Genomic DNA, 25,913 nt, shown 5'->3' on the forward strand with positions numbered 1-25,913 from the left:
TTTCCTATAAGCACAATGGACGGTGAAATAGATGGAAATCACAAAACACCTTTTCTTAAATCTTTCCATACTAATGATATTGCTCCTCTTTTGTTTAATTTGGCTTGACAGAAGCAAAAAATTTCCTTTTTCCAAAACGACTACCATCATTATCTCTGTCTTATTATTATGGATATGTATTCAATTCGCCTACAATCCTGTTCCCTTTGTGCGATACGATTTACGTATCATTCCAATCGTCATTGGCGGTTTATATCTCGGAATCGGTCTAATCCTTGTTGCAGTATTGATAATTATTAGAACCTTATATGGCATTGACTCAGGTTTACTTGGAACTATCCTTCTATATGTACCACTCGCTTTTGTGTTTTTCCGACTATCACCTTGGTTTTGGAAACAATCTTCCGATCGACGAATTTACATTGCAATTTGTTTAGGTATCATACTTGGAATTCTGAGCACTGTTGGGGAATTTATTAATGATACGGGCAGCCCTTGGTATGATGTTTTAAGTGCCTACTTTGTGCTTCCCCCGCTAGGTATTGGTCTTATTGCCTTTTCGATTGAATATATCAAAAAAAGTGTTGAACTTAAACATCAATTAATCAAAGTAGAGAAACTAAAGGCCGTCGAACAAATGGGTGCTGCCATTTCACATGAAATCCGAAATCCATTAACTGCCGCAAGCGGATTTGTCCAACTACTCAATGACGACTACCTTCCGAGGCATAAACGGAAGGAATACCTTTCGATTGTAAAGGACGAACTCAATTCCGCTGAAAGAGTCATTCAGGATTATTTGACTTTTGCCAAACCAGATTTAGTTTCAATCGAGGAATTAAATGTAAAAAATGAGCTAAAGCAGATCATTAAAATCCTAACTCCAATGGCAAATCAAAATTCAGTAGAAATTATTACTGATTTTTCAGTGATTGGATTCATAAAGGGAGATAAACAAAGATTCCGTCAATGCTTTATCAATATTCTCAAAAACGCTGTAGAAGCAATGCCAAATGGTGGCCAAATTTTTGTTGAAACACTGTTCAGCAAGGATTATGTAACAATCTGCCTTAGAGATACAGGAATAGGGATGACTTCCGAACAACTTGAACGGCTCGGAGAACCCTATTATTCTACTAAAGGGAAAAATGGTACTGGGCTTGGAATGATGGTAGTTTACAGTATCATACGTGCCATGAATGGTTTCATTCGAGTAGAAAGTGAAATCGGGTCAGGCACAACATTTCGTATTAAGTTCCCAATGATTACCTCAATTAAGAATCATGAAAATTAATGATGTTCAGAAGAAATCGACAGGTATTGTACCTGTCGATTTTCGTTATGCATACATCTTATTTTCTTCTTTTTGGAAAAAGCTCTTCATCGCATGGAATACATCCGCTTTTTGCTTAAGAATATAATAGCGGAAATGCTCATCCTTTATATTTTTGTAGGCTGACATGAGGGTAGAGTGGCGATTGTACTGATTGACCTCTCCGTATCCAAACATGTTTGAAACCTTCATTAGTTCTTCAACAAGTTTGACGCAACGAGCATTATCAGATGTTAGATTATCACCATCAGAGAAGTGGAATGGATAAATGTTGAACTTTCGTGGACTATATTTCGCATCAATGACTTCCAAAGCTTTTCGATATGCCGAAGAACAGATGGTTCCTCCACTTTCACCTTTGGAGAAGAAATCTTCCTCCGTTACAATTTTAGCTTCTGTATGATGAGCAATAAATTCAATTTCCACTGTTTCATATTTTGTCCGTAGGAAGCGGGTCATCCAGAAGAAGAAACTTCTAGCCATATATTTTTCCCAAATCCCCATACTTCCACTTGTATCCATCATGGCAATAACGACAGCCTTAGAATCAGGCTTAATTACTTCATTCCAAGTCTTAAATTTCAAATCTTCCTTATAGATAGGATGAAATGCAGGTTTCCCAGTCATTGCATTTCGCTTAAAAGCAGACATCATGGTACGTTTTTTATCAATATTGCCCATTAATCCTGTTTTACGGATATCATTAAATTCGATATTCTCAACTAAATGTTCCTGTTCTTCTTTTCTTTTTAAATTCGGCAACTCTAGTTGTTTAAATAAAGCTTCCTCTAATTCCATTAATGATACTTCAGCCTCAAAGTAATCTTCACCTGCTTGATCCCCAGCGCCTTGCCCTTTTCCTGGACCCTTTTGCGCATTTGAACCATCGCGAGCAATTACGTCACCTACTTGGCTCTCACCGTCACCTTGGCCCACGTGTTTGTTCTTGTCATAATTATAGCGGATTTTGTATTCGTCCAAAGAGCGAATTGGAATTTTTACAACATCGCGTCCATTGGACATAATTATGCTTTCTTCTGTAATTAAGTCAGGAAGATTGTTCCTAATTGCCTCCTGGACTTTTTCTTGATGCCTTTGCTGGTCATCGTGGCCTTTACGGTGGAGGGACCAATCTTCTCTTGAAATTACAAATTGATGGTTATTGTCAGACAATGTAAACCCCTCCTTATGAATTTTTTCGTTGTCTTGTGTCACATTTTTTTTTAAATGTCATAAAATAACCCGAGTGTAAAAATGCATATAATGTTGATTACTTTATCCTATGCAGAAGCAGCAAATAATTTACAAATTATTTTGACAATTAGGCTTATACTCTTAAAAATGGACGAGCATTTTGCTTTGTAAAAAATTATCAACCTATTATTGAAAAAAACAGACTGGCAGATCTTTCCGCCAGTCCCTACTATTTTTTCACCTGCATTAACGATTTAATAAGCTGCCTACATAGCGTAACAGTTCATTGGCTGATGTTGAGTTATAGCCGTGTTCGTCAATTAATCTCGCAACAACATCATTTATTTTCTTTAACTGCTGTTCATCTGGTGTTTTGGATGAAGTGGTAATCTTCACGACATCTTTAAGGTCTGCAAATAATTTCTTTTGAATCGCTTCACGAAGTCTGTCATGTGAGTTGTAATCAAATCGTTTCCCTTTTCTGGCAAAGGCAGAAATTCTAATCAAAATTTCTTCTCTAAACGCCTTTTTCGCGTTTTCAGAAATACCAATTTGCTCTTCAATCGAACGCATTAATTTTTCATCTGGATTGATTTCCTCACCTGTTAACGGATCACGAAGCTTTGCTTTATTGCAGTAGGCTTCAACGTTATCGAGGTAATTATCCATTAGCGTTTTAGCTGATTCTTCATACGAATAAACAAATGCTTTCTGAACTTCATTTTTAGCAATATTATCATACTCTTTTCGGGCAACCGAAATATAATTCATATAGCGCTCACGTAGTTCAGCTGTAATGGATGGATGTTGATCCAGTCCGTCTTTTAGTGATCTTAATACATCTAAAGCATTAATAGAAGGTACCTCTTTGCGAATGATAGTAGAAGAAATTCTATTAATCACATAACGCGGATCAATACCACTCATACCTTCATCCGGGTATTCTTTCTTCAGTTCGCTAACATCAACGGCATTAAAGCCTTCCACATTTTCACCATCGTACAGGCGCATTTTCTTTACTAAATCGATATCACCCTTCTTTGGCTCTTTAAGGCGGGTTAAAATGGTAAACATTGCAGCAACTCGTAACGTATGCGGAGCAATATGAACATCCGATACATCACTTTCACTAATCATCTTTTCATAGATTCTTTCTTCTTGCGAAACTTTTAAATTATAAGGAATTGGCATCACGATTATCCGTGAATGCAAGGCCTCATTTTTCTTATTCGAGATAAAGGAACGATATTCCGTCTCATTCGTGTGAGCAACAATCAGCTCATCCGCCGAAATGAGTGCGAACCTTCCGGCTTTAAAGTTTCCTTCCTGCGTTAAAGAAAGCAGGTGCCATAAGAACTTCTCATCACACTTCAACATTTCCTGGAATTCCATCATCCCGCGGTTCGCTTTGTTCAATTCTCCGTCAAAGCGGTAGGCACGGGGATCTGATTCTGAACCAAATTCAGCAATCGTTGAAAAGTCAATGCTTCCTGTTAAATCGGCAATATCCTGTGACTTTGGATCCGAAGGGCTGAACGTTCCAATTCCTGTTCGCTTATCCTCGGAGAAAAAGATTCTTTCTACTAACACATCTTCGATTCTTCCACCGTACTCCTGCTCAAGACGCATCATATTTAGCGGTGAAAGATTTCCTTCAATTCGAATACCATACTCTTCATAAAAATCTCGACGTAAATGATGCGGGATTAAATGAAGCGGATCTTCATGCATTGGGCAGCCTTTAATGGCGAATACTGAGCCTCTATCCGTATGAGAATAGGCCTCTAACCCACGTTTCAGCATCGTTACAAGTGTGGATTTACCACCACTGACTGGTCCCATTAACAGCAGGATTCTTTTTCGTACATCCAGTCTTTTTGCTGCAGGATGGAAGTATTCCTCGACGAGCCTTTCAAGTGATTCCTCTAAGCCAAATAATTGATTACTAAAAAAATTGTATTGCTTTGTTCCTTTAACTTCCTCAATCCCAGAGTCTTTGATCATATTGTATACCCGTGAATGTGCCGATTGTGCAACCCATGGCTTCTCTTTTAACAACAATAAGTAATCCCCAAATGACCCTTCCCAACGAAGCTTTTCTTCCTCTTCTCTAAACATCTCAATTTTTTTTAGAATATCCATAAGGCCCTCCCCCTGTAGCTTTATCAGAGACGATTAATATACTCTATGCACCAAAGAACTTGAACATGCGTAACGTTGAAGTATTCCTGCCTATCTTTTTTGTTTTTAAAAAACAATGGAATATTGTGCTTTTCATTTTTTTAAGATAGGCTATAATAAATGTATATGTGTCTAATTAGAGAAATATCTTAAAATTAAGGAGGCTTTACATAATCATGGGAACATTTCTAGTAATATTAGTTATGGTGGCATTTCTAGCAGCTATCTTTACTTCAGGGTATAATGATAAGCCAGGTTCAAATAAATAATATTTTTTCATGTAAATAGGCTGCCATTTTGGCAGCCTTTATTTTTTCTTTGAGATACAGTTTTTGTAGGAGCTGTATACTTTTTTGTGGAACCTGTACGCTTTTTTGTAGGAACTGTACACTTTATTGTAGAACCTGTACGCTTTTTTGTAGGAACTGTACACTTTATTGTAAAACCTGTACGCTTTTTTGTAGGAACTGTACACTTTATTGTAAAACCTGTACGCTTTACCGTTAAAACGGTACCCTTTTATCTCAAATCCATTTTATTCTTTTGAACATATTCCTTCATATACATACGTGTTTGTTTTTCAAGCATGTTTGCCATTTGTGCTGACCAGGTATCTTTTCTTTTTCCATTTGTTCGCTGATCATAATATTGAGATATGACTTGATTGTAGTCCTGAATCTGGCGTAAATATAGTTCCTTATCCTGTTCGTACTCTTCTTCATGATAAACATGCTCGAATGGGAGTCTTGGCTTTTGATCATTTATCTTCACTGGATAGCCGACCGTCATTCCAAAGAGCGGAATGACTCTATCTGGAGTTTTTAATAATTCCTTTACAGCCTCGAGGTTATTTCGAATTCCACCTATGTAACAAATACCAAGTCCCATCGATTCCGCAGCGATTGCTGCATTTTGGGCTGCCAAAGCTGCATCGATAAGCGTCACCATAAATTTCTCTGTACTTTCAATCGAGGCTTGTACATCTTTTCCTTCCATCTCGCCAATCAATTCATGACGACGTAAATCTGCGCAAAAAATAAAAAGATGACCGTTCTCTGCAACATATTCCTGGTTACCCGCTATCTCTGCAAGCTTTCGCTTCTTTTCTTTATCCTTTATGCCAATAATGGAATATGCCTGAATAAAACTGGATGTAGAAGTGGCTTGTGCACAAGCAACAATCGTTTTAATTTGTTCTTCGCTTAACTGCTCGTCCTTAAAAAGACGAATGGAACGGTGATTTAATAGAGTGGTAATTACTTCATTCATAACTATTCTTCCTTCCTGTATTTAGCAAAAAGAGGCCTTTGTTGGCCTCTTATACCTATTTTAAATGACGATAATCTTGCTGTCTTAACGCCTCATAAATCAGAATCGCTGCGGTATTGGATAAATTTAGAGAACGAATATTATCATTCATCGGAATCCTCAGGCTGACATCCTTATTATTTTCAATCACGTCTTTCGGAAGTCCCGTCGTTTCTCGGCCAAAAATGAAAAAATAATCTTTATCTGGATTACTATAATTGAAGGAACTATAAGGCTTCTCCCCAAATTTCGTGATATAGAAAAATTCTCCACCTTCATTCTTCTGGTAAAAATCATCGAGAGAATCATAATAAACAATGTTTACAAACTCCCAATAATCCAATCCAGCTCTCTTTAACATTTTATCATCCGTAGAAAACCCTAATGGACGAATTAAATGTAAGGATGTATCGGTTCCAGCACAGGTTCTTGCGATGTTCCCTGTATTTGATGGTATTTGCGGCTGATATAGTACTACATGTATTGCCAAGAATCTCACCTCATAAAAAAAACTCTTTCATCATTATACCATTATCAACCAGCCAAACAAATTATCTCACCCATCTACAATCGTGAAAAACTTATATTTAATATTTGGTGTATACGCGGATGAATCCTCATAGGCCCAGTATCTCATACGACTATTATACGTGTTTGCATTCACAAGCGGCATTCCATAGGCATCTTTAGCTGTGACCATAGTGTTGTGATTATAACGGCCGTCCCCCTCGAAATCGTAGCAGATGACATCGCCCAATAACAATTGATCTGGACTGCTAACCTCTTTTGCCCTTAAACCACTTTTAGAATTAGCTAAATACAACCGTAATGAATGGGCCACAGTCCAGCTATAGCTCCAATTATTATTTCGGAGCCACCACCCTGTCCCCTTGTTCGGATACCCTCTCATCGGGGCACCGCCTGCGTGAAGACATTGCGAGATATAATTCGTACAGTTGTTTTCAAACGTCTTATAGGCAGGATTGTAACTATTCCACCAGAGTTCCGCATATTGAACGGCTTTTAAGCGATTATACTGGTAACGAATCCGCTCCTCCTGTTCATCTCCTGCCACGATTTCCAACTCAGGCTGCTTCGAATAAGGATTCAGTTCTTTATCCATAATCAAATCATTTTTAAAAAACTTGCACATTCGGACTTCCACTTCTTCCTCTTGATAGAGCGTTCCTTTTTGTCTAATCAGGTATTGGTAATGTACCTGATAAATAGTAGTTTGGAAATCCCCATCCACAGATTGATTGATGATGTTTCCCCGTGCCTTTACCTTTACGATTTCTGCGGAACGTTTCGCAAAAGACTCCAGTTTCTGTTCGACCTTTTGATAATTCCCCGACTGTCTCTTACTCTTTGAAACAAATTGTTCAACTCGATCCTCAAACAACTTTTGGAGTGATTGATCCACCTTCATCTCCCCCCCTTCTGTTTCATACATATGTGGAGAAGGGAAATTTAATCAAAAAAAATGAGCAAAGGCAGGATGTCCTTTGCTCATTTAGTACTTTAGTTTTAGTAAGCTTTTTTCAATTTCGCTCTTCACATTTAAATCGTCTTCTTTTAATGCTGCTCTTTCCAGTGCTTCGACTGCTTCGGGACTGCCAATTTTACCGAGAGCCCAAGCAGCCGTTTCCTTTAGAACACTGCTCGTTTCATTTTCTAACACACCGAGTAAGTCCGGAACTGCACTTTCGTCCTTGAAATGGGCCAGCGCGATGATGGCATTTCGCTGAATTGGCCTTTTGCCTCGCCACGATCCCGCTACGGGTCCAAATTTGTTCTTAAATTCACGATTGCTCATTTTTAACATCGGTCTCAGTAATGGCTTGGCTATCTCAGGGTCAGCCTCCATTTCCTCATGGAAGTGAAAATCCTTCCCTTTATTAACTGGGCATGACGTTTGGCAAGAATCACAGCCATAGACCCGGTTGCCAATCTTATCTCTAAATTCTTCAGGAATCACAGCTTTTGTCTGCGTTAAAAAAGCGATACAGCGCTGAGCGTTAATTTGTCCGCCTTGTACCAATGCTCCGGTCGGACAGGCTTCGATACAGGCTGTACAGGAGCCACATTGATCCTCCATCGGTGAATCAGGAGCAAATGGTATACTCGTTATCATTTCGCCTAGATAGACATAGGACCCGAACTCCGGGGTCATGACCGCACAATTTTTGCCGCTCCAGCCAATCCCAGCTCTCACGGCAACGGCACGGTCTGATAGCTCTCCTGTATCAACCATTGATTTTAAACGAGCCTCTGGTACTTTTTCTAAAATAAACTCTTCCAGCTTTTTTAGTCGATCGCGTAAAATATGATGATAATCCAAGCCCCATGAAGCACGGGAAAAAAAGCCTCTTCGCTCGCCTTTTTTCCCTTCCACACGAACCTTCATTTTTGAAGGATAGGCAAGAGCGATGGAAATAATCGAACGTGGTTCTGGGAGAAGTAAAGATGGTGATACCCGTTTATCAATATCCGGCTCTTCAAATCCTGAATGATATCCAAGTTCTTGCTGGCGTATCAGTCTATTTTTAAGCTCAGTAAACGGATCTGCCGTGGTAAAACCAATCTTATCAATGCCGATTGTTTTACTATAAGCGATGACTTCTTCCTTCAATTGATCAATATTCATTCGAATTCCTCCCTTCTTCTAAAATATCTATAGTAAGCCGCTAAGTTTTCGGTACACATCTAATTATGATAAACTATTTCTATTATATTTTGGAGGTGGAATCATTGGAAATTCAGCTTTCATCAGAAATTATCAGCAAGATTCCTAATTTTAAGCTTGGAGTCATTGAATATAAAAATATCACGGTAGGCGATTCCCCACAAATGGTAAAAGGAAGACTGCAGCTGTTTCAAGAATCCATTTACTTTGATTTAGAGAATAAAAACCTAACAGACCTGCCAGGCATTCAAGAATGGCGCAGTATTTTTAAAACATTAGGCAAAGACCCTAACCGCTATCGCCATTCTGCAGAGGCTCTTTACCGCAGAGTCCAGAAACAGAATTATCTAACCACGGTCCAAAGTGCCATTGATATCAATAACTTTTTCTCGCTACAATATCAAGTGCCGATCGGTATTTATGACACCGATCAACTAAGGGATCCTATCACGATTGAGGTAGCGAAGGCAGGAGAAGAATATTTAGGCCTGAATGGGCGGATGAATTCGTTAGAGAACCATATTGTCTCAGCAGATCAACTTGGACCCTTCGGAAGTCCTTTTGTTGATTCCAATAGAGCGCCAGTTACAGAAGCAACCAAAAATGCGTTACAGATCATCTATTTACAGCCTTCTACTACGGTGGAAAGTGCGGAAAGGCTGACAGAGTCATTGATGAAGATGTTCACACAAATACATGGCGGTGACGCAAACTTTTATATAAAAGGAAGTTAGTAATACCAGCTTTTAAAACAGCTCAAAATATAAAAAAACGCAATGCATCGTTTTCTAGTAACGATACACTGCGTTTGGAAATATGTATGGAGCGGGTGATGAGAATCGAACTCACAACATCAGCTTGGAAGGCTGAGGTTTTACCACTAAACTACACCCGCACAAAAATAATTATTAACAAAAAATAAAGAACTTAAACACTTTTATTATATTACATAGTTTTTTTCCTACCGTCAAGAGGATTTTGCATTTTTTGTCGAAAAATCATTAAAAATTTCGATTGGACTTTTTTGTTTAATGATATGCTAGGTTAACAAGATAAATACTTGTTATTAATTTTTTTCATTTTACTTTGTTAAATAACTTTGTTGTTAAGTATCTATTACCTTTTCGGTCACTCATAAAGGCTATGAGTGACCAAAATCTAGTAGAGAGCAAGCCTTTTTCAATCTTCCTAGTCTACAAAATTAGAGATATTCCCGTTTTAATTGTGCAGCGATAATATTTTTTTGGATTTCGGATGTACCTTCATAAATCTTGGTTATTCTAGCATCCCGATAGAAACGTTCCACCGGAAATTCAGCAATATAACCTATTCCCCCGTGAATCTGTACAGCTTTATCTGCAACACGATTATAAACCTCGGAACCGAACAATTTTACCATGGCCGCTTCCTTAATGACCTTCATCTCTTGGTCTACCATCCATGCAACTCGGTAGGTCATGCTTCTTAATGCTTCTATATCAAGAGCCATTTCGGCCAAATAATGTTGAATAATTTGTTGTTCAAAAATCGGTTTACCAAACTGAATTCTTGTATTTGCATGATGAATAGACATCTCTAAAAGCTTATCGCAAGAACCTAGGTTTCTTGCTGCAAGCCCCGCACGGCCATTGGCAAGAATCTTCAAAGCGTTGACATACCCTTGTCCCTCTTGACCAAGCACATTTTCTACTGGGACTTCACAATCTTCAAAGAAAATTTCTGCAGAATGGGATCCGTGAAGACCCATTTTCTTTTCCCTTTTCCCAACTGTGAACCCAGGAAAGTCTTTCTCAACGATAAAGGAGGTAATTCCTTTTGCGCCCTTCGCCGGATCTGTTACGGCCATAACGGTAAAGACATCTGCGATAGGTGCGTTTGTAATGTAATGTTTGCTCCCATTTAAGATATATTTATCTCCTTTTCTTACCGCGGTTGTTTTCAGGTTCGTTGCATGTGAACCTGCACTAGGTTCTGTCAAAGCGAAGGCACCGATCAATTCACCTTTTGCCATTGAGGGCAGATATTTTTGCTTTTGCTCATCATTTCCCATCTCTACAATTCCAACAGAACCGATCCCTGTATGAGCACCGATGACGGTGGTATATCCATTATGTGTTCTGCCTAATTCCTCATATATCGCACACTTGCCAACCATTCCTATTCCCGTTCCGCCGTATTCTTCCGGGATGCTTAATCCAAACAAGCCTATTTCCTTAGACATTTTCATAATCTTATCAGGAATTTCATCCTTTTCTTCAATTTCCATTGCAATAGGCTCCACTTCACTATCTACAAAATCTCGAATGCTTTGTTTTAGAAATGTAATATCTTCTGAGAATTGAAAGTTCATAATCTAGACTTTCCTCCCTAATTATTATTTATAACTAAGCAACTCAAAATCCTCCAAGTATTTGAAAATCGATCATGTTACACACGCGGTATACTTATACCGCATACGGAACAGTATTTTCAAAAAAATATACTAAACTTGCATATTTTCCACAATTGTTGTAATCCCCTGACCTCCTCCTATACAGAGGGTCACTAAGCCATACTTTTCTTCCCTTCGTTCCATTTCGTGCAATAGTTTTGTCATTAGAACAGCACCTGTAGCCCCAAGAGGATGACCTAATGCAATGGCCCCACCATTTACATTTACTCTTTTTAAATCCAAATTGAGTTCCTTTATCACAGCAAGAGCTTGAGCCGCAAAGGCTTCATTCAATTCAACTAAACCGATATTATCTAAAGTGAGTCCAGCTATAGATAACGCTTTCTTCGTAGATTGCACCGGGCCAATCCCCATAATTTCCGGAGAAACCCCTGAAACAGCTTGAGCAATAATTTTTGCCTTTGGTTTAAATCCATTCTTATGTGCGGTTCCCTCCGACATTATTAAAAGTGCAGAAGCCCCATCATTACGACCACTGCTATTTCCAGCAGTTACTGTTCCGTTTTCCTTAAACACCGGTTTCAAATTCCCCATCTTTTCCAGACTAGTTAATCGCGGGTGCTCATCGATTTCAAAAATCTTTACTTCTTTTCGTTGCTTGACTACATAAGGAACAATTTCCTTTCGAAACCGCTCACTTTGTATGGCTTTTTGTGCAAGTTCCTGACTGCGAAAGGCAAATTCATCCTGTTCCTCTCTCGAAATTTTATACTGAACAGCTAAATTTTCCGCTGTATATCCCATAGTTAGATTTCCATAGATTTCAATTGGCTGTGAACGAGGTTGGCTTTCTGTATTAGGATCGACAATCTCTCCATTTCCTGAACCGTATCCATAGCGTGCCTTTCTTATATAATAGGGTGCTGTGCTCATCGATTCAGCGCCGCCTGCTATTATCACATCTGATAAACCGCTCATAATTTGCAAGGCTGCATTATTAATCGCCTGAAGTCCTGAACCGCATTGTCTGTGAACAGTATAACCTGGAATCTCCACTGGAAGCCCAGCTCGCAAAAGAGCAAGTCGGGCAAGATTAGGGGTATCCGCACTTTGTTTGGTCTGTCCCAAAATTACCTCTTCCACTTCATTTTTGTCAATTCCTGCTCGTGATACGATTTCTTCGATGACCTTTGAAGCAAGGCAGTCTACTTCTACATCCTTTAAGCTGCCTCCAATTCGTCCCATCGCAGTACGTACTGCATCAATAATGACAACATTTCTCAATTTTCTTCCTCCTCATCTCTTGACCAATTAGGAATGAAGTTTTACGATAGACCTAGTTCCGCATTAGGAACAATATCTCTCCCTTGGAACAATAATAATATCCATCGACTTCATAGGTCAATAAATTTTTAGAAGATTGTCAATATTAACAAACATTAGAGTAAAAATTATTATATTACCCAACTTTATCCTGTAAAGTGATTAGGAATTTTGAATAGGAGCTTGCTCATGCAAAAACAAAATGAAAAGGAAAAATCAGAGGTTCCTGCTCTAGAGGCTTCCATAAAAATACTAGAATATTTAAGTCGTTATAAAAGTAAAGAACGTTCCCTGTCACAAATCTCTAAGAATTTATCCATAAATAAAAGTACTTGCCATAGAATTCTAAAATTATTAACTCAATATCGCTATGTCTCATACGATGAGGTTTCTAAACAGTATGATCTTGGGCCATATCTTCTCATCCTAGGCTCTAGAGCCTCCGAGTTTATCGATTACCTCAGGCTTTCTAAACCATCCCTCAAATGGGTATGCGAACAAACAAGGCTAACAAGTGTTTTGCTTGAACCATTATCCAATGATCGATTAATGTATGTTGCCAAGGAGGAACTTGAATTACCGGATAACCCTTTTCAAGTGACAGTAAAACTAGGACAGCATTTCCCGGTAACCAGTGCATCCTTTGGTAAGTGTTACTTAGCATTTCTTAAGGAAGATAGAACGAAAGAAATAATTCAAAAAGTTAATTTCAAACAATTTACCGATAAGTCAATCACAGATTTAGAAACATTTCAGGAAAGTTTAAATGAGGTTAGACAAAAGGGGTATGCAGTAAGCTATGAAGAGCATACACCGGATGTTTTTGGTGTTGCAGCACCTATCTTTGACCTTAATGGCGACATCAAAATGGTTATTGCCTGTATCGGCTTTGCTTCAAAAATTAATGAAGATCATATTTCATACTGTGGAGAAAAGCTTATAGAAGCATCAAAAAGGATAATGGAAGTAATTGGAGGAAGGGAACCCATATATAATAAAATTTAGAATCTTGATATAAAGACATAGGTTTTCCTAAAGAATAATAGAGTAGTCCTGCTTTGGCTATGAGTGACCGAAATCTAGTTGCAAATAAAAAAGTGGTCACTCATAAACAGGAAGGTATATAAATCTAACTGCTGATTAATTGAAGAGACCGAAAAACAATTATTCGCTCTTCGTAATTAGTACTTTTCATATATATTTCGAAACAGAAATGAATTTAAATATGCTACAAGAGAAAACCCCAAAAATATACTTAGATATAGAGCAACTAGGAAGAAATGAGGAGAAAGTAAAATTAGCAATACTGGACCAATAGAAAAAATCAGCACAGGAATAGTTTGGAATGGATTCGTAACGGCAATCTTCAATGCATTTACCACTGATTCTCTAATTGTATTTTCAAAACGAGCAACATATGGGAAAATCAGTATCGTTAATAATAAATAGATGAAAGTGAAAAAGAATAAACTAAAAATAATCAGCAATGTAAAATTCCCATCATATAGTTTTAAATATAAATAATCTAGTAATATGATTATTCCAGCGAACAATAACAAGATCGAGATAATCGTACTTTGTTTGAAATTTTTCTTGAATGCCTGAAAAAAACAACTATATACTACACCTTCTTCATTCCGAACCATTTTTAATGTTACAGAGTACAGTGCTGTCGTAGATGCACCAATCGTAAAAATGGGGATGCAAAAAAGTAAAAACATGCAATTCAATACAATCAACTCAACAAATCTTGTTAAAAAGCGATAAAAAGGTCCTTCCATATTCAGAAAATGTTTCATATTTCACCTCTAAAATTTTATGTAATGGATTAAATTTCCCATTACAAAATGAAGCACTACACAAATCATCAAATGATTCGTGTAGTGTTGTAATCATTTACTATTCTTTAACAGAGCCTACAACGATACCATGAATAAAATATTTTTGTAACAATGGATAAATCACTAATAAAGGAATAATAGAAACCACAATTTTTGCAGCATTTAAATTTTTATTTGAGACTTGCATCATATTTTCTAATGAATTGGCGTTTGCCCCTGACTTCAACATTTCTTCGATATTAATGGATAATGATTGTATATAGGTCATTAATGGATAATTAGAAACTTTCGTCATATATATTAATCCTGAGAAAAAGTCATTCCAATTTCCTACGATACTAAACAAAGCAACTGTAGCTAATGCTGGTAATGAGATGGGAATAAAAACTTTTACTAATATTTGTAATGGATTGGCGCCATCCATAATGGCCGCTTCTTCCAACGATTTAGGTACCCCTATGAAGAAATTCATGATTAATATAATGCTAAAAACCTGTACCGCCCCAGGTAAAACCAGGGACCATATTGTATTTAATAGGTTTAAATTTTTCACTACTAAATACGTTGGAATCATCCCGCCACTAAATAACATTGAGAAAATCAGTAGGTTCATATAGATGTTTCTACCTTTAAAAACTCTTTTAGATTTCGATAGTGGATACGCCATTAAAACAATCAAAACAATATTGATTAATAGTGAAAGAATTACTCGTTGTACCGAAATTCCAAACGAACGCCAAAATTGCATATCCTCCATGATCATCTTATATGTTTCAGTCGTAAAATTTACGGGTATTAAACCAACTGCATTTGCTGTAACTGCCTCACTACTACTAAAAGAAGTGGCAACAATATTCCATAAAGGGAGCAGACAGATCAATCCCAAAGAAATCACAATGGTATGAATAACAATTCGTCCAATTCGTGCTGAAATATTCTTACTTTCAACCATATTGTTGTCCTCCTTAGAATAATTTACGGTCCGTAAACTTTTTAGCCATTTCGTTTGCTGATATGATTAGGATCATACCAATTATTGATTTAAATATCCCTATTGCTGTCCCGAAACTATACTCACGGCCCAGTAATCCAATTCGATATACATAAGTGTCCAAAATATCACCTGTTTCATATACCATTGGTGTATATAGGTTATAAACTTGGTCAAACCCAGCATTTAAAATATTCGGTAAGCTAAGGATTGCCAAAAGAAGAATAATCGGAAGCATACTCGGGAGTGTGATATGCCAAACTCGCTTCCACCAATTGGCTCCATCAATACTTGCTGCTTCATGTAGTCCTGGGTCAACAGCGGTTATGGCTGCTAAATAAACAATCGAATTAAAACCAAATTCCTTCCATACATCCGTACCAATTAATAACGGTTGAAATAGTGAATTACTACCGAGAAAATTCAATTTTTCCAAACCGAAAAAGTTTAAGATTTGATTCACAGTCCCATCTAAACTAAACATATTTACCACTACGGCTGCCAGTACAACCCATGATAGAAAATGGGGCAAATAGACAACTGTTTGAATTGATTTTTTTAAGATTTTCAGACGGATTTCATTCAATAAAATAGAGAATATAATGGCACCAAAAGTACCTAATAGTATTTTTCCAAAAGCAATAACCATTGTATTCCTAAAAACTTGTCCGATATCTGGTAATTGAAACATATAGATAAAATGTTCCAGACCTACAAATTCTGAACCTAGCATCCCTTTTGCAGGAATATAATCCTGAAATGCCATGATAATTCCAAACATGGGAATATAACTAAAAATCAAAAGAAAGATCATTCCCGGCAGCATCATCAAATGATAAACAGAAGTTGCCGTATTCCATTTTTTCTCTTGTTTTACCGTTCTTGCTTTTGTCCAGCTGGCAGTTTTTGCTGTCTGTACTTTCATAAAAAAACCTCCTTATATAATAATGGCTGCAACGCAGCCCTTATTACTGTTTCTTATTGCTGCTCTGCCAATTCTGCTTCTATTTCAGCTATAATTTCATCTCCGCCCTGTTTCTTCCATTTTGAAACAAATGTATCAAAATAGTCTAATGGTTCAGTACCAGTTACAATTTTTATAAAATCTTCCTCTTCTAATTTTAAAAGGTTAGCACCCTTTTTCTCCATTGTAGCGGTTGTTCCATAATATACAGGGGTTGTCCAATTGAACGTATCTTCTGTTGTAAGTTTTTCAATCAAACCTATTCCTTTCATACGCGAATGGAATTTTGCCCATGCTGATGTTTCCGCACTTTCAGAATCCTCTATATATTCAAGGATCGTTTTAGCATCATTTTTAATACCAGCTTTTGTTATATCGTTGATAGAAGTTTCTCCATTTACTGCAGGCAGAATTAAGTCTGTAAAATCATCTAGTGTACTAGTAGATTTATAAACTTCAATGTTAAATGGTCTCGTTGAACCATCTACACCAATTTCATTATATTTTGCAATTTCTGGATAATCTGTTTCTAGATCCGTTGCATTTCCTAATTCATCGTAAAATAGATTTAAAATTTTTATCGCTAATTCAGGATGCGCATAGTCCTTTCTAACTACTATAAATTGGCCAGTCGGATTTTCACGAAAGACGTTTGCTTTTCCATTTTCTCCTTCTAATGTATAGGCCACGAACTCCGCATTTTTATCCATTTCTTTTACAGCAGATAGACCCCAATCAGGGATATGCCATGGACCTGTTACGATACCTGTTTGTCCGTTTGTTAGAAGTGCCATGATGTCGTCCCAAGTACGGGTTCCAAATTGCGGATCTATAATTCCTTTATCAAACCATTCAGCCAAAATTCCAAGTGCTTTTTTTGTACCTTCACTAGTTGATCCATACATGATATTTCCCTTTTCATCTTCAATGTAATGCCTAGGATGTGCATTAAAAACTCCTGCTACAGAGGACATCGTTAAAGCTGATCCACCATAATCTCCAGCATTCAACCAATGAGCAAAAGGTATTCCAACAGGATTCCCAGAGGCACCAGGGTCATTTTCTATGAAAGACTTCGCAGTATTTTCTAACTCGTCTAATGTGATGAGGCTGTCTCCGTCATTATCTAGCTTCAATCCTAGTTCATCGATCCAATCTTGTCTTATCCAGACCATGTTTGGAGCATTTGCTCCAACGGTTGCTGGAATCGCCATTAAACGATCATCGAATGTCGAATCAGCCAAGCTTCTCCCATCATATGAGTCATATACTTCTTTTATGTAATCGCTTGCATGTTTGTCATAAACATCTGTTAAATCAGCAATTAAATCGTTTTCAACTAACTCTTTCAATTCTTCTTTTGAATTGACTCGCATCATATCTGGCAATTCACTCGATGCAATTGCCAGAGCCACCTGACGATCGTAATCTTCTCCTTCAGCTTCAAATTGATTGACAATTTTCGCATTTAATTTTTCTTCAACAAGTCGTGTGTACGCATTGTTCTCATACGTATCTCCCTCTGGTAATTTCGAATTTGCTGCTGTAACACGCCCCATTGTAATAACTGTTTTTCCATCTTCGGTTGTGGACGCACTTTCTTGCGGTGAAGATGAATCGACACATGCTGCTAATGAAACGCTCAACATGGACGCCATAGATAGTATCGTCATCCTTTTAATTAAAGTTCTATACTTCTTCATAATGACCCCTCCAACGTTTATTTTTCCTAGACCAATTTAAGTTCTGGCCAATTGATTTAAGCTTACATTTAGTTTAAGTGATAATAGATTAATCCTAAATATTTAAAAAAACGTTTTCATGTACTTTTTTCCGGAACTTTTAACACAAAGTATAAGAAAGGAAATCGCAATGATATAATCATCATGAATTACTTCTAGGAGGTAACACAAATGTACCGTATCTTGATAGTAGATGACGAAAGAGACGAACGGAATGTTATTCGTTTTCTTCTAAATAAATACAACTTTCAACTTGAAATAGACGAAGCCTCCAACGGAAAAGAGGCTCTATCGCAATTAGAAACACAGTCTGTAGATATATTATTTACAGATGTAAAAATGCCTTTTGTTGATGGAATTGAATTAGCAACGAGAGCTAGAGAGCTTTACCCTAACCTCCACATTATCTTTTTCAGTGGTCATGATGATTTTTATTATGCCAAGAAAGCAATATCTCTAAGGGCTGTAGAATATATATTGAAACCAGTAAAACCAGTTGAATTTCAGAATACTATTTCCACAGTATTGCAAAATATAAAAAGACAAGAGAAGGAACATGAACTAAGAGAAGCAAATAGTGAATTCCTTAAAACTCATGTTTTATATCGTCTAATTAATAAGACTCCAATAGATTTGCTAAAAAATGAATATCCCACTATGAACTTTGATTTTTTAAATCTATATTCTTCCGTAATGTTAATCCAGTTTGAAGAACCATTTTTTGATCGCCTGCCAAAGGATGAAGATACTCTCTTCTTTTATAATCAAATTAAGAAAATGATCCCAGATTATCCGTGCGAGTTTATTAATTTGAATCCGTTTCAAATCCTTTTGTTATTTGGGAGAACGGATAGAAATATGGTATATAAAGAAATTGCGATAAAGATACAAAAACAGGTCTTCTTAGAATATGGAATAAATTGCTTTATATCTGTCAGTAACGAATACTTATCTCCAAGTGAGTTACCTGAAATTTATGATGAGTTGGAACAGTATCTAGAGGATCGTTTTTTCTATTCTGATACCTATATCTATCCAATAGATACCTCAACCAGAGAAAGCAAAGAGTATCTTGAACAAGATGAACATATTCTACAAAGGATACAATCTGCTATTCAATTAGTAGATATTGTTACCTTTAAACAAAACATGAAACTTCTATTTCAGAAATACCAAGCAAAACAGGGACTTTCTCATATTTATGTGCGCTATTTCTTTTCAAAGCTTTTGCAGACACTTTGTCAAAATCTGCCACACTATAACAAGGAATTGATTAATAAAAAGATGGAGTCTATTTTTTCTTGTCGGCATTTTTCTGAAATTGAAACTATTCTAGTTCATGTTCAAAATGAAGTGATAGAAAAATTAGAGAAAAAAGAACAATCACCTAAACACGTCATTCATCTCGTGCAACAATATATAACCGAGCATTATGGAGAAGACTTAAGTTTGAATTTATTAGCTGAAAAAGTGTACTTGTCCCCAAGTTATTTAAGCGAGATCTTTATAAAAGAAACAGGATGTGGAATTAATAAATACATAAAGAATCTTCGTATGGAAAATGCAAAGGATCTCCTTAATAATACCAATATGAAAATCACTGATATATGTAAACAGCTAGGTTATCATAATCTATCCTATTTTGTTCGAAGTTTTCGGGAACATTTCGGCACAAGTCCTGAAAAATACCGCCAGATGAAAAAGCAATAGAAAGAGAAAGAGAAGTCTCATATGTGGAAAATACTTTATTGGTTTAAAAATTTAAAATTCAGAAGTAAAATTTTGTTTATATGCCTACTATCGAGTATCTTACCTGTCACCGCATTGGGGAGTTATTGCTATTATCAAATTCAACATATATTAATCAATCGAGAAAGTGAAGTTTTAGAAGAGTCCCTAAACCAGGCAATCTCAAGTATTGATTACAAGGTTACTACTTATACCAATGTGATTAACCAAATTGTTTGGAATGAAGAGGTAAAGAGAGGAGTTACTACTGAGTATGACAATTCCTATGAAATGTATTTGTTTTACAGGGACATACTAGATCCCTTATCCTTAAATAATCACTTTTTATACAGTGAAATAAATACAATCACTATTTTTAGTGACAATCAAATGTACCCACATGGCGATATTCTTCGTCCGCTGACAGACATTGAACAAAAAAGCTGGCTGGAGCAAATTTTAGAAACGTCCACTCCAAAATTTGTTGTTTCCGCAGCTGGTCAGACTTTTAAAGTAGTCAGCCAAATATTTGATCGAAATCATAGTATCACAAATGTAGTTTATATAGATATTGATTACGAGCATGTCTTTGAAAACATGTCTCGTTTATTTGAGAACAATTATGGGCTTGTCATCCTTGATGAATATAATAAACCTGTTTATACCTTCCAAAATTTTCAGGAGAAATATCAATCATATGAACTGAAAACAAACGAATTACTAAAAAAATTAAACGATGGTTCACTACAGGAGGATTTTGTATTTAAGGAGTCCTCATTAACTTCCTACGATTGGACTGCATATCTATATCGTCCATTGGACACCATTTATGCTTCAACTTATAAGATAACTGTTACCGTTTTTATCGTGATTTTGTTATGTGTATTGATTTTGTTTCTATCCATCTACTTTCTTTCAAGGGTTACGGTTCGTCCTTTAGAAAAGTTAGAGAAAAATATGGAACTGATTGAAAAAGGCAATTTATCTGTAACCGTTACAAATTCTTCAAATGATGAAATCGGGAGCCTAATTCGTCGCTTTTCCAATATGGTTCATAAACTACAAGAAATGATAAATGAGGTTTATAAGAGTAAAATTGCAAAACAAGAGTATGAAATGAAAGCATTACAAGCCCAAATCAATCCACACTTTTTTTATAATAGCCTTTCGCTTATTAACAGTAAGGCAATTATTGCGGAACAAGAAGATATAAGTAAGATGGCTCAACTTCTTTCTACATTTTATCGTACAACATTAAATAGAGGGAAAAATACTATTTCTGTGAGGGAAGAATTAGAAAACACAACATCTTATATTCAAATTCAACGAATGATGCATTCAGATTCATTTGATGTTCGTTGTGAAGTTGACGAAGAGATTTTAGAATACACCATGCTGAACCTTCTTTTACAACCCTTGGTTGAAAATGCTATTAATCATGGGATAGATCATAAAGAAAGTCCTGGAAAAGCTGTTTTAACTATTACAGCAAAACAATCAGATAACAATCTACTCTTTAATGTCTCTGATAATGGGTGTGGAATGGAGCCTGAATTGTTAAAAACCATTCTAACTACTAAAACGAAAGGATATGGGGTCCAAAATGTTCATCATCGTGTACAACTTACTTATGGAGTTGAATATGGCTTAAGCTATACAAGTAAATTGATGGAAGGAACAACAGTGACCCTTACGATTCCAAAAGTTAACTGAGTAGATTCAAGCGAAAAATCATAAAAATCCCAAATGCAGATTTTCTTTAAATCATAGAACGAAAAGACCGTTTGATAGAAATCCTAATTCTGGGATTTTTACCAAACGGTCTTTTTTATGCAATAAAGGGTGCAATGAGAAAAGCGATGAAACATTCTATCCTGGCTTCACCGCTTCATCTCTTTTGCTATTCTTTTAAATAGTAATTATAACTTTACTGCAAATGCTTCATATGGTTTTAATTCAAGATGGTGAAAATCGACGGAGGATCTTTTGTAATTACTTATTACGACCTCATTGCTTTGGCACAAATACTCTAGTTGTAAAGTTTCCTTTTGCTCACCAAAGTTGGCAACTACAGCCCAAGTCTCACCCTCATACTTTCGTAGATACATAAAAACTTGTTCCGGTGTGTCTACTAGTTCATAGTCTCCCCAAACAATGATTGGATTGTTTTTTCTTAATTGAATCAATTTTTGATAACAGTAAAAAATAGAATTTGGATCTTCCAAATTAGCTGCTACATTAATTTCTTGATAATTTGGATTTACGTGTAACCAAGGTGTTCCTGTTGTGAATCCTGCATTTTCTGTTCTATCCCATTGAATTGGTGTCCGAGCATTATCACGCCCTTTAAAGTTGATTGAAGCAATAATATCCTCTTTCTTATATCCATTCGCTAAACGTTCGTGATACATGTTCACACTTTCAATGTCTTCTACTTCACTAATATCATTAACAGGATAATTGGTCATTCCAATTTCTTCCCCTTGATAGATGTAAGGTGTTCCCTTCATTAGGTGAAGTAAAATCGCAAACATTTTTGCACTTTCCACACGGTAAGTTGTATCATTTCCCCAACGAGAGACAATTCTTGGCAGGTCATGATTATTCCAAAACAGACTGTTCCATCCTTCATTCCCTAAAGCTGTTTGCCACTTACTAAGAACGTGTTTTAGCTCATTTACTTCAAGTGGTTTATGATCCCATTTTTCTTTCCCTGGTTGTTGATCTAAGCCGATATGTTCAAACTGAAAGACCATCGATAGCTCATTGCGTTTTGGATCAGAATATAACTTCGCAATCTCTGGTGTTGCCCCCCATGTTTCTCCCACAGTTAATACATCATATTTACCAAAGGTTTCCCGATTCATTTCTTGTATATAATCATGTAATTTTGGACCATTCCCTGTTATTTCTTCATCAGGAATTTTCCCTACTAAGTCAATTACATCCATCCGAAATCCGCCCACACCTTTTTCCAACCAAAAATTCATCATATCCCAAACTTCTTGTCTAACTTTTTCATTTTCCCAGTTCAAGTCTGGCTGCTTTTTGCTAAAAAGGTGTAAATAATATTGATCTGTTTCTTCATCATACTCCCAAGCAGAGCCACTGAATGTTGATCTTAAAGAATTGGGAACTTCACCGTTAACGGGGTTTCTCCAGATATAGTAATCGCGGTATGGATTATCTTTACTCTTACGAGATTCAATAAACCACTTGTGTTCATCAGATGTGTGGTTAACAACTAAATCCATAAGAATTTTGATATTTCTTTGGTCTGCCTGTTTGATTAACTCATCCATATCATCCATTGTGCCAAATTCCGTCATAATATCTTGGTAATCACTTATATCATAGCCATTGTCATCATTTGGTGATTTGTAAACAGGACTTAACCAAATAGCAGTAACTCCCAATTTTTCCAAATAATCTAACCGACGAGTTATTCCCTTTAAATCACCAATCCCGTCGCCATCACTGTCTTGAAAACTGCGCGGATACACCTGATAAATAACTGCTGTCTGCCACCATTTAACGTTCATTCATTCCACTCCTAACCTCTTTTTGACTGTTTTTGCTTTTGCTTTCCTAATAGAGTGATTTATACATGTTGGTAATAAACTACTAAATCTATCAAAGAAAGCTTTCATTACTTCCACTTATATTAAGTTTAATTTTTTTATATTATATAATAAATATTAATTAAACCGTTTTCATGTACTTTTTCCCGGAATCTACTCTTATCCCTATAATCATGAATAGCCATAAAGTTAATAAGTATATAGAAAAGGACATCCTGCAACGGCCAAGGATGTCCTTTTCATTTTTTCCATACTTATTTCCAATTAATATCCCACTCACCGCCAGATAATATACCCGGTTAAAACTCCTTTTTAACATTCCTCTTTAAACAACAGTATTTTCAAGATTGCTACAGCCTAATCCAACGAAATCTTCACAACATCATCCAAATATTTTATTGCATTATACCCATAAATCTCCAGACTTTTAGGAATAGCTTTTTCTTCAGCGTTGTTACTCTGTAACTCCATACTTTGAACGGTAATGAAATAACGAGGTTGCTCGATTTCTTCATAGGAGATAGGGTTTTTAATCATATCGTATCTCACTCCGTCTTTATCAATCAGCACTCCCTCAGAATTCATGGTCATTATGCTAATTTCATTTTCACCCTCACCCATGATTTGGAATTGTAACGACTCATATGCACGATTCTCAATTTCATGATCGCTTATGACAACTTTTGTCGGCTGTCCAACTTCCATCTTGTCAATGGAGATTTTACTCCCTGCATATTCAAAGGTTCGAGGATATTCCTGAGAAGCATCCAGTTGGATGGTCTTTTTGTCGACAAACGTTAAATAAGCAGATTCGTATTGAACGCTTACCTCTTTTGGCTTTTCTCCAAGAAGAGGGTCAAATTGTGTTTGAAAAGAGGTCCAATTAACGTCTGGTTGTGTATCTGTAAAAGAACTGCCATACATATCGCCTTTCACTGTCTTATCATTCACTTTCAAATTGTTAAAATTAAGAACATCTATCCGCTTCTCAGGCTGTTCATAATTAATACTATATTGCAAAACCGTCGCTGTTGGAGCGATGGTTAGTTTTTCAAATCGGACCGGGATTCCTTCTACTTCAGTTTTTTCATCCAATGCATACTCAACGGTAGGTTGTTTTGTTACAGGAATCTCGAAGTTCCAGTCTCCAGTTTTAGTTTCCATATTCTCGTAAGGATTAAAAACATTCGGGTCAGAGGAATCACGATTCAATTTCTGAAGCCTTGTGATCTTCAGTGTGATTGTCCCTGTATCCGTTGTAAGTGGCAGCAGACTAATCTTTCCATGATACACGTTCTTTTCTTTGGTATTTACATCCGATTCAAGGTCAGGTGGATAGTACCTTTGATATGCTTCCCGGCTCATGATTTCACGAGCATTCTCCACAAAAAAACCATTCTGATAGTCCATCACATATTGATTGTCTTCTTTTGTATCTTCTATTTCATAAAAAACAAGCGTCTGAACATCATCCGCAATTGCGCTCTTAATCTTAATCTTCACCCCATCGCTCTCCGCTTCCAGGTTCAGCCTTTCACCCAGGTCCTGTTGAAGAAAAGCACGCAATTCCTGATCATCTTCTGTCCATGAATAGTAGAGGTTTGTAAATATCCCTGTAAAAAAACCTATAGCCATAACGAATGCGAATAGACCAACAATACCAAATCCTTTTCTAATACGTTTCTTGTTCTTCTGGTGTCTATTGCTTTCCTTTTCTGTCAGCCGGTCTCTGACGTTCTCCATGAAACCAGATGGAACCTGCAAATCTTCCATTCTATCAGTAAGATTCAACATGGTTAACATAACATCCTGAAAGGCAGCCAAATCCTTCTGACAATCGTGACAATGATAAATATGTTTCTCAAATTCAACCTTTTTCGAACGATCCAGTTTTCTTTCTAAGTAATCGATGTAGACTTCATGATACTCCTTACAGCCATTATAGGTTGATCCGTCTCCCACTTCTTTTCTAAATGACTGGATTCCGGAAAACAAAAGCCCTTTCACCTTTTCGACAGGTACTTGGAGGAGATGTGCTCCTTCCTCTTTAGAGATTCCCATTACATATGTAAGTAAGATCACTTCTTTCTCGAACTCTTTCAATTGATTAAGTGCTTTAAAAAATTCCTTTTGCTGTTCACTTTCCTCTGAAACTTGTAAACTTCTAACAGCGGAAAGCTCCCAACAAGTATGTATAAAAATGGATGTAACCCATGTTTCGAATGATGTTTCTCTTTTTAATCGAGACAATCCCTTTTGGACTTTACTAATAGATTGGTAAAAAAGTTCTTCCATTTGCTGCCGATTCCTAAGATAGGACCAACCAAGTGTATAGAACAATTGTTTATTCTCATCGAACCAAACAACGATCGATTCCACGCTGATTTCACTTATCGTAGTGATAGAACTGGGATCTCTTTTTGAGATCATTATATGTGTCCTCCCTTTACATTCTCTTGAAACCTTTTAACGGCTCTTGATTAAGGTCCCTTTATGCATTATTCGACAATTTACTTATATTTCCTCTTTCTTCATGTTTCTAATTTATTTTCCATCTAAGCCTGCATAAGAATCCATAAAATAACCATTATTAAATCCATAAAAAGAAGGAACATCTCTAATACAAGATGTCCCTTCTAATTTATTAAT

General features: G+C 36.5%; 19 protein-coding genes and 1 tRNA gene. 5 read left to right on the forward strand and 15 right to left on the reverse strand.

What is annotated here, in order from left to right; translation table 11 throughout:
* Positions 1 to 31: 31 nt before the first annotated feature.
* Positions 32 to 1,294, forward strand: coding sequence for an ATP-binding protein (locus QUG14_RS12380; RefSeq protein WP_289340853.1), 1,263 nt, complete (start codon positions 32 to 34; stop codon positions 1,292 to 1,294).
* 45 nt (positions 1,295 to 1,339) lie between these two features.
* Here QUG14_RS12380 and yhbH read toward each other — a convergent pair whose 3' ends face one another.
* The 6 genes from yhbH to queG form a co-directional block, all read right to left on the reverse strand.
* Positions 1,340 to 2,506 (reverse strand): sporulation protein YhbH, encoded by a 1,167-nt coding sequence (yhbH, locus tag QUG14_RS12385; RefSeq protein ID WP_289340854.1) that lies wholly within the window; start codon positions 2,504 to 2,506, stop codon positions 1,340 to 1,342.
* 267 nt (positions 2,507 to 2,773) lie between these two features.
* Positions 2,774 to 4,669: a PrkA family serine protein kinase gene (locus QUG14_RS12390; RefSeq protein ID WP_289340855.1), complete on the reverse strand. Its 1,896-nt coding sequence runs from the start codon at positions 4,667 to 4,669 to the stop codon at positions 2,774 to 2,776.
* 558 nt (positions 4,670 to 5,227) lie between these two features.
* Positions 5,228 to 5,977 (reverse strand): oxygen-insensitive NADPH nitroreductase, encoded by a 750-nt coding sequence (gene nfsA, locus QUG14_RS12395; RefSeq protein ID WP_289340856.1) that lies wholly within the window; start codon positions 5,975 to 5,977, stop codon positions 5,228 to 5,230.
* 55 nt (positions 5,978 to 6,032) lie between these two features.
* Positions 6,033 to 6,506: a tRNA (uridine(34)/cytosine(34)/5-carboxymethylaminomethyluridine(34)-2'-O)-methyltransferase TrmL gene (gene trmL / locus QUG14_RS12400; protein ID WP_289340857.1), complete on the reverse strand. Its 474-nt coding sequence runs from the start codon at positions 6,504 to 6,506 to the stop codon at positions 6,033 to 6,035.
* Positions 6,507 to 6,572: 66 nt separating this feature from the next.
* Positions 6,573 to 7,439 carry an amidase domain-containing protein gene (locus QUG14_RS12405; protein WP_289340858.1) on the reverse strand — a complete coding sequence of 289 codons (867 nt, stop codon included), beginning with the start codon at positions 7,437 to 7,439 and terminating at the stop codon, positions 6,573 to 6,575.
* A gap of 90 nt (positions 7,440 to 7,529) precedes the next feature.
* Positions 7,530 to 8,663, reverse strand: coding sequence for a tRNA epoxyqueuosine(34) reductase QueG (gene queG, locus QUG14_RS12410; protein ID WP_289340859.1), 1,134 nt, complete (start codon positions 8,661 to 8,663; stop codon positions 7,530 to 7,532).
* 104 nt (positions 8,664 to 8,767) lie between these two features.
* Here queG and QUG14_RS12415 point away from each other — a divergent pair, with 104 nt between their 5' ends.
* On the forward strand, positions 8,768 to 9,436 hold the full coding sequence (locus QUG14_RS12415; protein WP_289340860.1) for a B3/B4 domain-containing protein: 669 nt from the start codon (positions 8,768 to 8,770) through the stop codon (positions 9,434 to 9,436).
* Positions 9,437 to 9,523: 87 nt separating this feature from the next.
* On the opposite strand, the gene QUG14_RS12420 is transcribed toward QUG14_RS12415, so the two are convergent.
* From QUG14_RS12420 to QUG14_RS12430, 3 genes are all read right to left on the reverse strand, one after another.
* Positions 9,524 to 9,597: transfer RNA gene (locus QUG14_RS12420), tRNA-Gly, on the reverse strand.
* Positions 9,598 to 9,903: 306 nt separating this feature from the next.
* Positions 9,904 to 11,052, reverse strand: coding sequence for an acyl-CoA dehydrogenase family protein (locus QUG14_RS12425; protein WP_289340861.1), 1,149 nt, complete (start codon positions 11,050 to 11,052; stop codon positions 9,904 to 9,906).
* Between the two features lie 132 nt (positions 11,053 to 11,184).
* Positions 11,185 to 12,378, reverse strand: a complete 1,194-nt coding sequence (locus QUG14_RS12430) for a thiolase family protein (protein ID WP_289340862.1) — start codon at positions 12,376 to 12,378, stop codon at positions 11,185 to 11,187.
* A 228-nt stretch (positions 12,379 to 12,606) separates the two neighbouring features.
* On the opposite strand from QUG14_RS12430, the gene QUG14_RS12435 reads away from it, so the two are divergent.
* On the forward strand, positions 12,607 to 13,422 hold the full coding sequence (locus QUG14_RS12435; protein ID WP_289340863.1) for an IclR family transcriptional regulator: 816 nt from the start codon (positions 12,607 to 12,609) through the stop codon (positions 13,420 to 13,422).
* 176 nt (positions 13,423 to 13,598) lie between these two features.
* Here QUG14_RS12435 and QUG14_RS12440 read toward each other — a convergent pair whose 3' ends face one another.
* From QUG14_RS12440 to QUG14_RS12455, 4 genes are all read right to left on the reverse strand, one after another.
* Positions 13,599 to 14,216, reverse strand: coding sequence for a YesL family protein (locus tag QUG14_RS12440; protein ID WP_289340864.1), 618 nt, complete (start codon positions 14,214 to 14,216; stop codon positions 13,599 to 13,601).
* 100 nt (positions 14,217 to 14,316) lie between these two features.
* Positions 14,317 to 15,210, reverse strand: coding sequence for a carbohydrate ABC transporter permease (locus QUG14_RS12445; protein WP_289340865.1), 894 nt, complete (start codon positions 15,208 to 15,210; stop codon positions 14,317 to 14,319).
* Between the two features lie 13 nt (positions 15,211 to 15,223).
* A complete protein-coding gene (locus QUG14_RS12450; RefSeq protein ID WP_289344128.1) occupies positions 15,224 to 16,078 on the reverse strand; it encodes an ABC transporter permease in 855 nt (284 codons plus the stop codon).
* A gap of 149 nt (positions 16,079 to 16,227) precedes the next feature.
* The gene (locus tag QUG14_RS12455; protein WP_289340866.1) at positions 16,228 to 17,916 is read right to left on the reverse strand and encodes a type 2 periplasmic-binding domain-containing protein; all 1,689 of its coding nucleotides are present in this window, start codon (positions 17,914 to 17,916) and stop codon (positions 16,228 to 16,230) included.
* Positions 17,917 to 18,126: 210 nt separating this feature from the next.
* Here QUG14_RS12455 and QUG14_RS12460 point away from each other — a divergent pair, with 210 nt between their 5' ends.
* Both QUG14_RS12460 and QUG14_RS12465 read left to right on the forward strand, forming a co-directional pair.
* On the forward strand, positions 18,127 to 19,665 hold the full coding sequence (locus tag QUG14_RS12460; protein WP_289340867.1) for a response regulator: 1,539 nt from the start codon (positions 18,127 to 18,129) through the stop codon (positions 19,663 to 19,665).
* A 21-nt stretch (positions 19,666 to 19,686) separates the two neighbouring features.
* Entirely contained in the window at positions 19,687 to 21,396 is a 1,710-nt protein-coding gene (locus QUG14_RS12465; protein WP_289340869.1) for a sensor histidine kinase, read from the forward strand.
* Positions 21,397 to 21,602: 206 nt separating this feature from the next.
* Here QUG14_RS12465 and QUG14_RS12470 read toward each other — a convergent pair whose 3' ends face one another.
* Together QUG14_RS12470 and QUG14_RS12475 are read right to left on the reverse strand one after the other, a co-directional pair.
* Entirely contained in the window at positions 21,603 to 23,225 is a 1,623-nt protein-coding gene (locus QUG14_RS12470) for a glycoside hydrolase family 13 protein (RefSeq protein WP_289340871.1), read from the reverse strand.
* A 396-nt stretch (positions 23,226 to 23,621) separates the two neighbouring features.
* A complete protein-coding gene (locus QUG14_RS12475) occupies positions 23,622 to 25,694 on the reverse strand; it encodes a DUF4179 domain-containing protein (protein ID WP_289340872.1) in 2,073 nt (690 codons plus the stop codon).
* Positions 25,695 to 25,913 lie beyond the last annotated feature (219 nt).

The organism is Neobacillus sp. CF12 (assembly GCF_030348765.1).
Lineage (GTDB): Bacteria > Bacillota > Bacilli > Bacillales > Cytobacillaceae > Neobacillus.

What these genes read in the sequence shown, in the direction of transcription:
- nfsA (WP_289340856.1), bottom strand. Translation starts at nt 5,977, where the DNA reads ATGAATGAAGTAATTACCACTCTATTAAATCACCGTTCCATTCGTCTT.
- QUG14_RS12440 (WP_289340864.1), bottom strand. Translation starts at nt 14,216, where the DNA reads ATGAAACATTTTCTGAATATGGAAGGACCTTTTTATCGCTTTTTAACA.
- QUG14_RS12380 (WP_289340853.1), top strand. Translation starts at nt 32, where the DNA reads ATGGAAATCACAAAACACCTTTTCTTAAATCTTTCCATACTAATGATA.
- QUG14_RS12450 (WP_289344128.1), bottom strand. Translation starts at nt 16,078, where the DNA reads ATGATGCTGCCGGGAATGATCTTTCTTTTGATTTTTAGTTATATTCCC.
- QUG14_RS12425 (WP_289340861.1), bottom strand. Translation starts at nt 11,052, where the DNA reads ATGAACTTTCAATTCTCAGAAGATATTACATTTCTAAAACAAAGCATT.
- QUG14_RS12470 (WP_289340871.1), bottom strand. Translation starts at nt 23,225, where the DNA reads ATGAACGTTAAATGGTGGCAGACAGCAGTTATTTATCAGGTGTATCCG.
- QUG14_RS12475 (WP_289340872.1), bottom strand. Translation starts at nt 25,694, where the DNA reads ATGATCTCAAAAAGAGATCCCAGTTCTATCACTACGATAAGTGAAATC.
- QUG14_RS12435 (WP_289340863.1), top strand. Translation starts at nt 12,607, where the DNA reads ATGCAAAAACAAAATGAAAAGGAAAAATCAGAGGTTCCTGCTCTAGAG.
- QUG14_RS12460 (WP_289340867.1), top strand. Translation starts at nt 18,127, where the DNA reads ATGTACCGTATCTTGATAGTAGATGACGAAAGAGACGAACGGAATGTT.
- QUG14_RS12445 (WP_289340865.1), bottom strand. Translation starts at nt 15,210, where the DNA reads ATGGTTGAAAGTAAGAATATTTCAGCACGAATTGGACGAATTGTTATT.
- QUG14_RS12455 (WP_289340866.1), bottom strand. Translation starts at nt 17,916, where the DNA reads ATGAAGAAGTATAGAACTTTAATTAAAAGGATGACGATACTATCTATG.
- QUG14_RS12390 (WP_289340855.1), bottom strand. Translation starts at nt 4,669, where the DNA reads ATGGATATTCTAAAAAAAATTGAGATGTTTAGAGAAGAGGAAGAAAAG.
- QUG14_RS12465 (WP_289340869.1), top strand. Translation starts at nt 19,687, where the DNA reads ATGTGGAAAATACTTTATTGGTTTAAAAATTTAAAATTCAGAAGTAAA.
- queG (WP_289340859.1), bottom strand. Translation starts at nt 8,663, where the DNA reads ATGAATATTGATCAATTGAAGGAAGAAGTCATCGCTTATAGTAAAACA.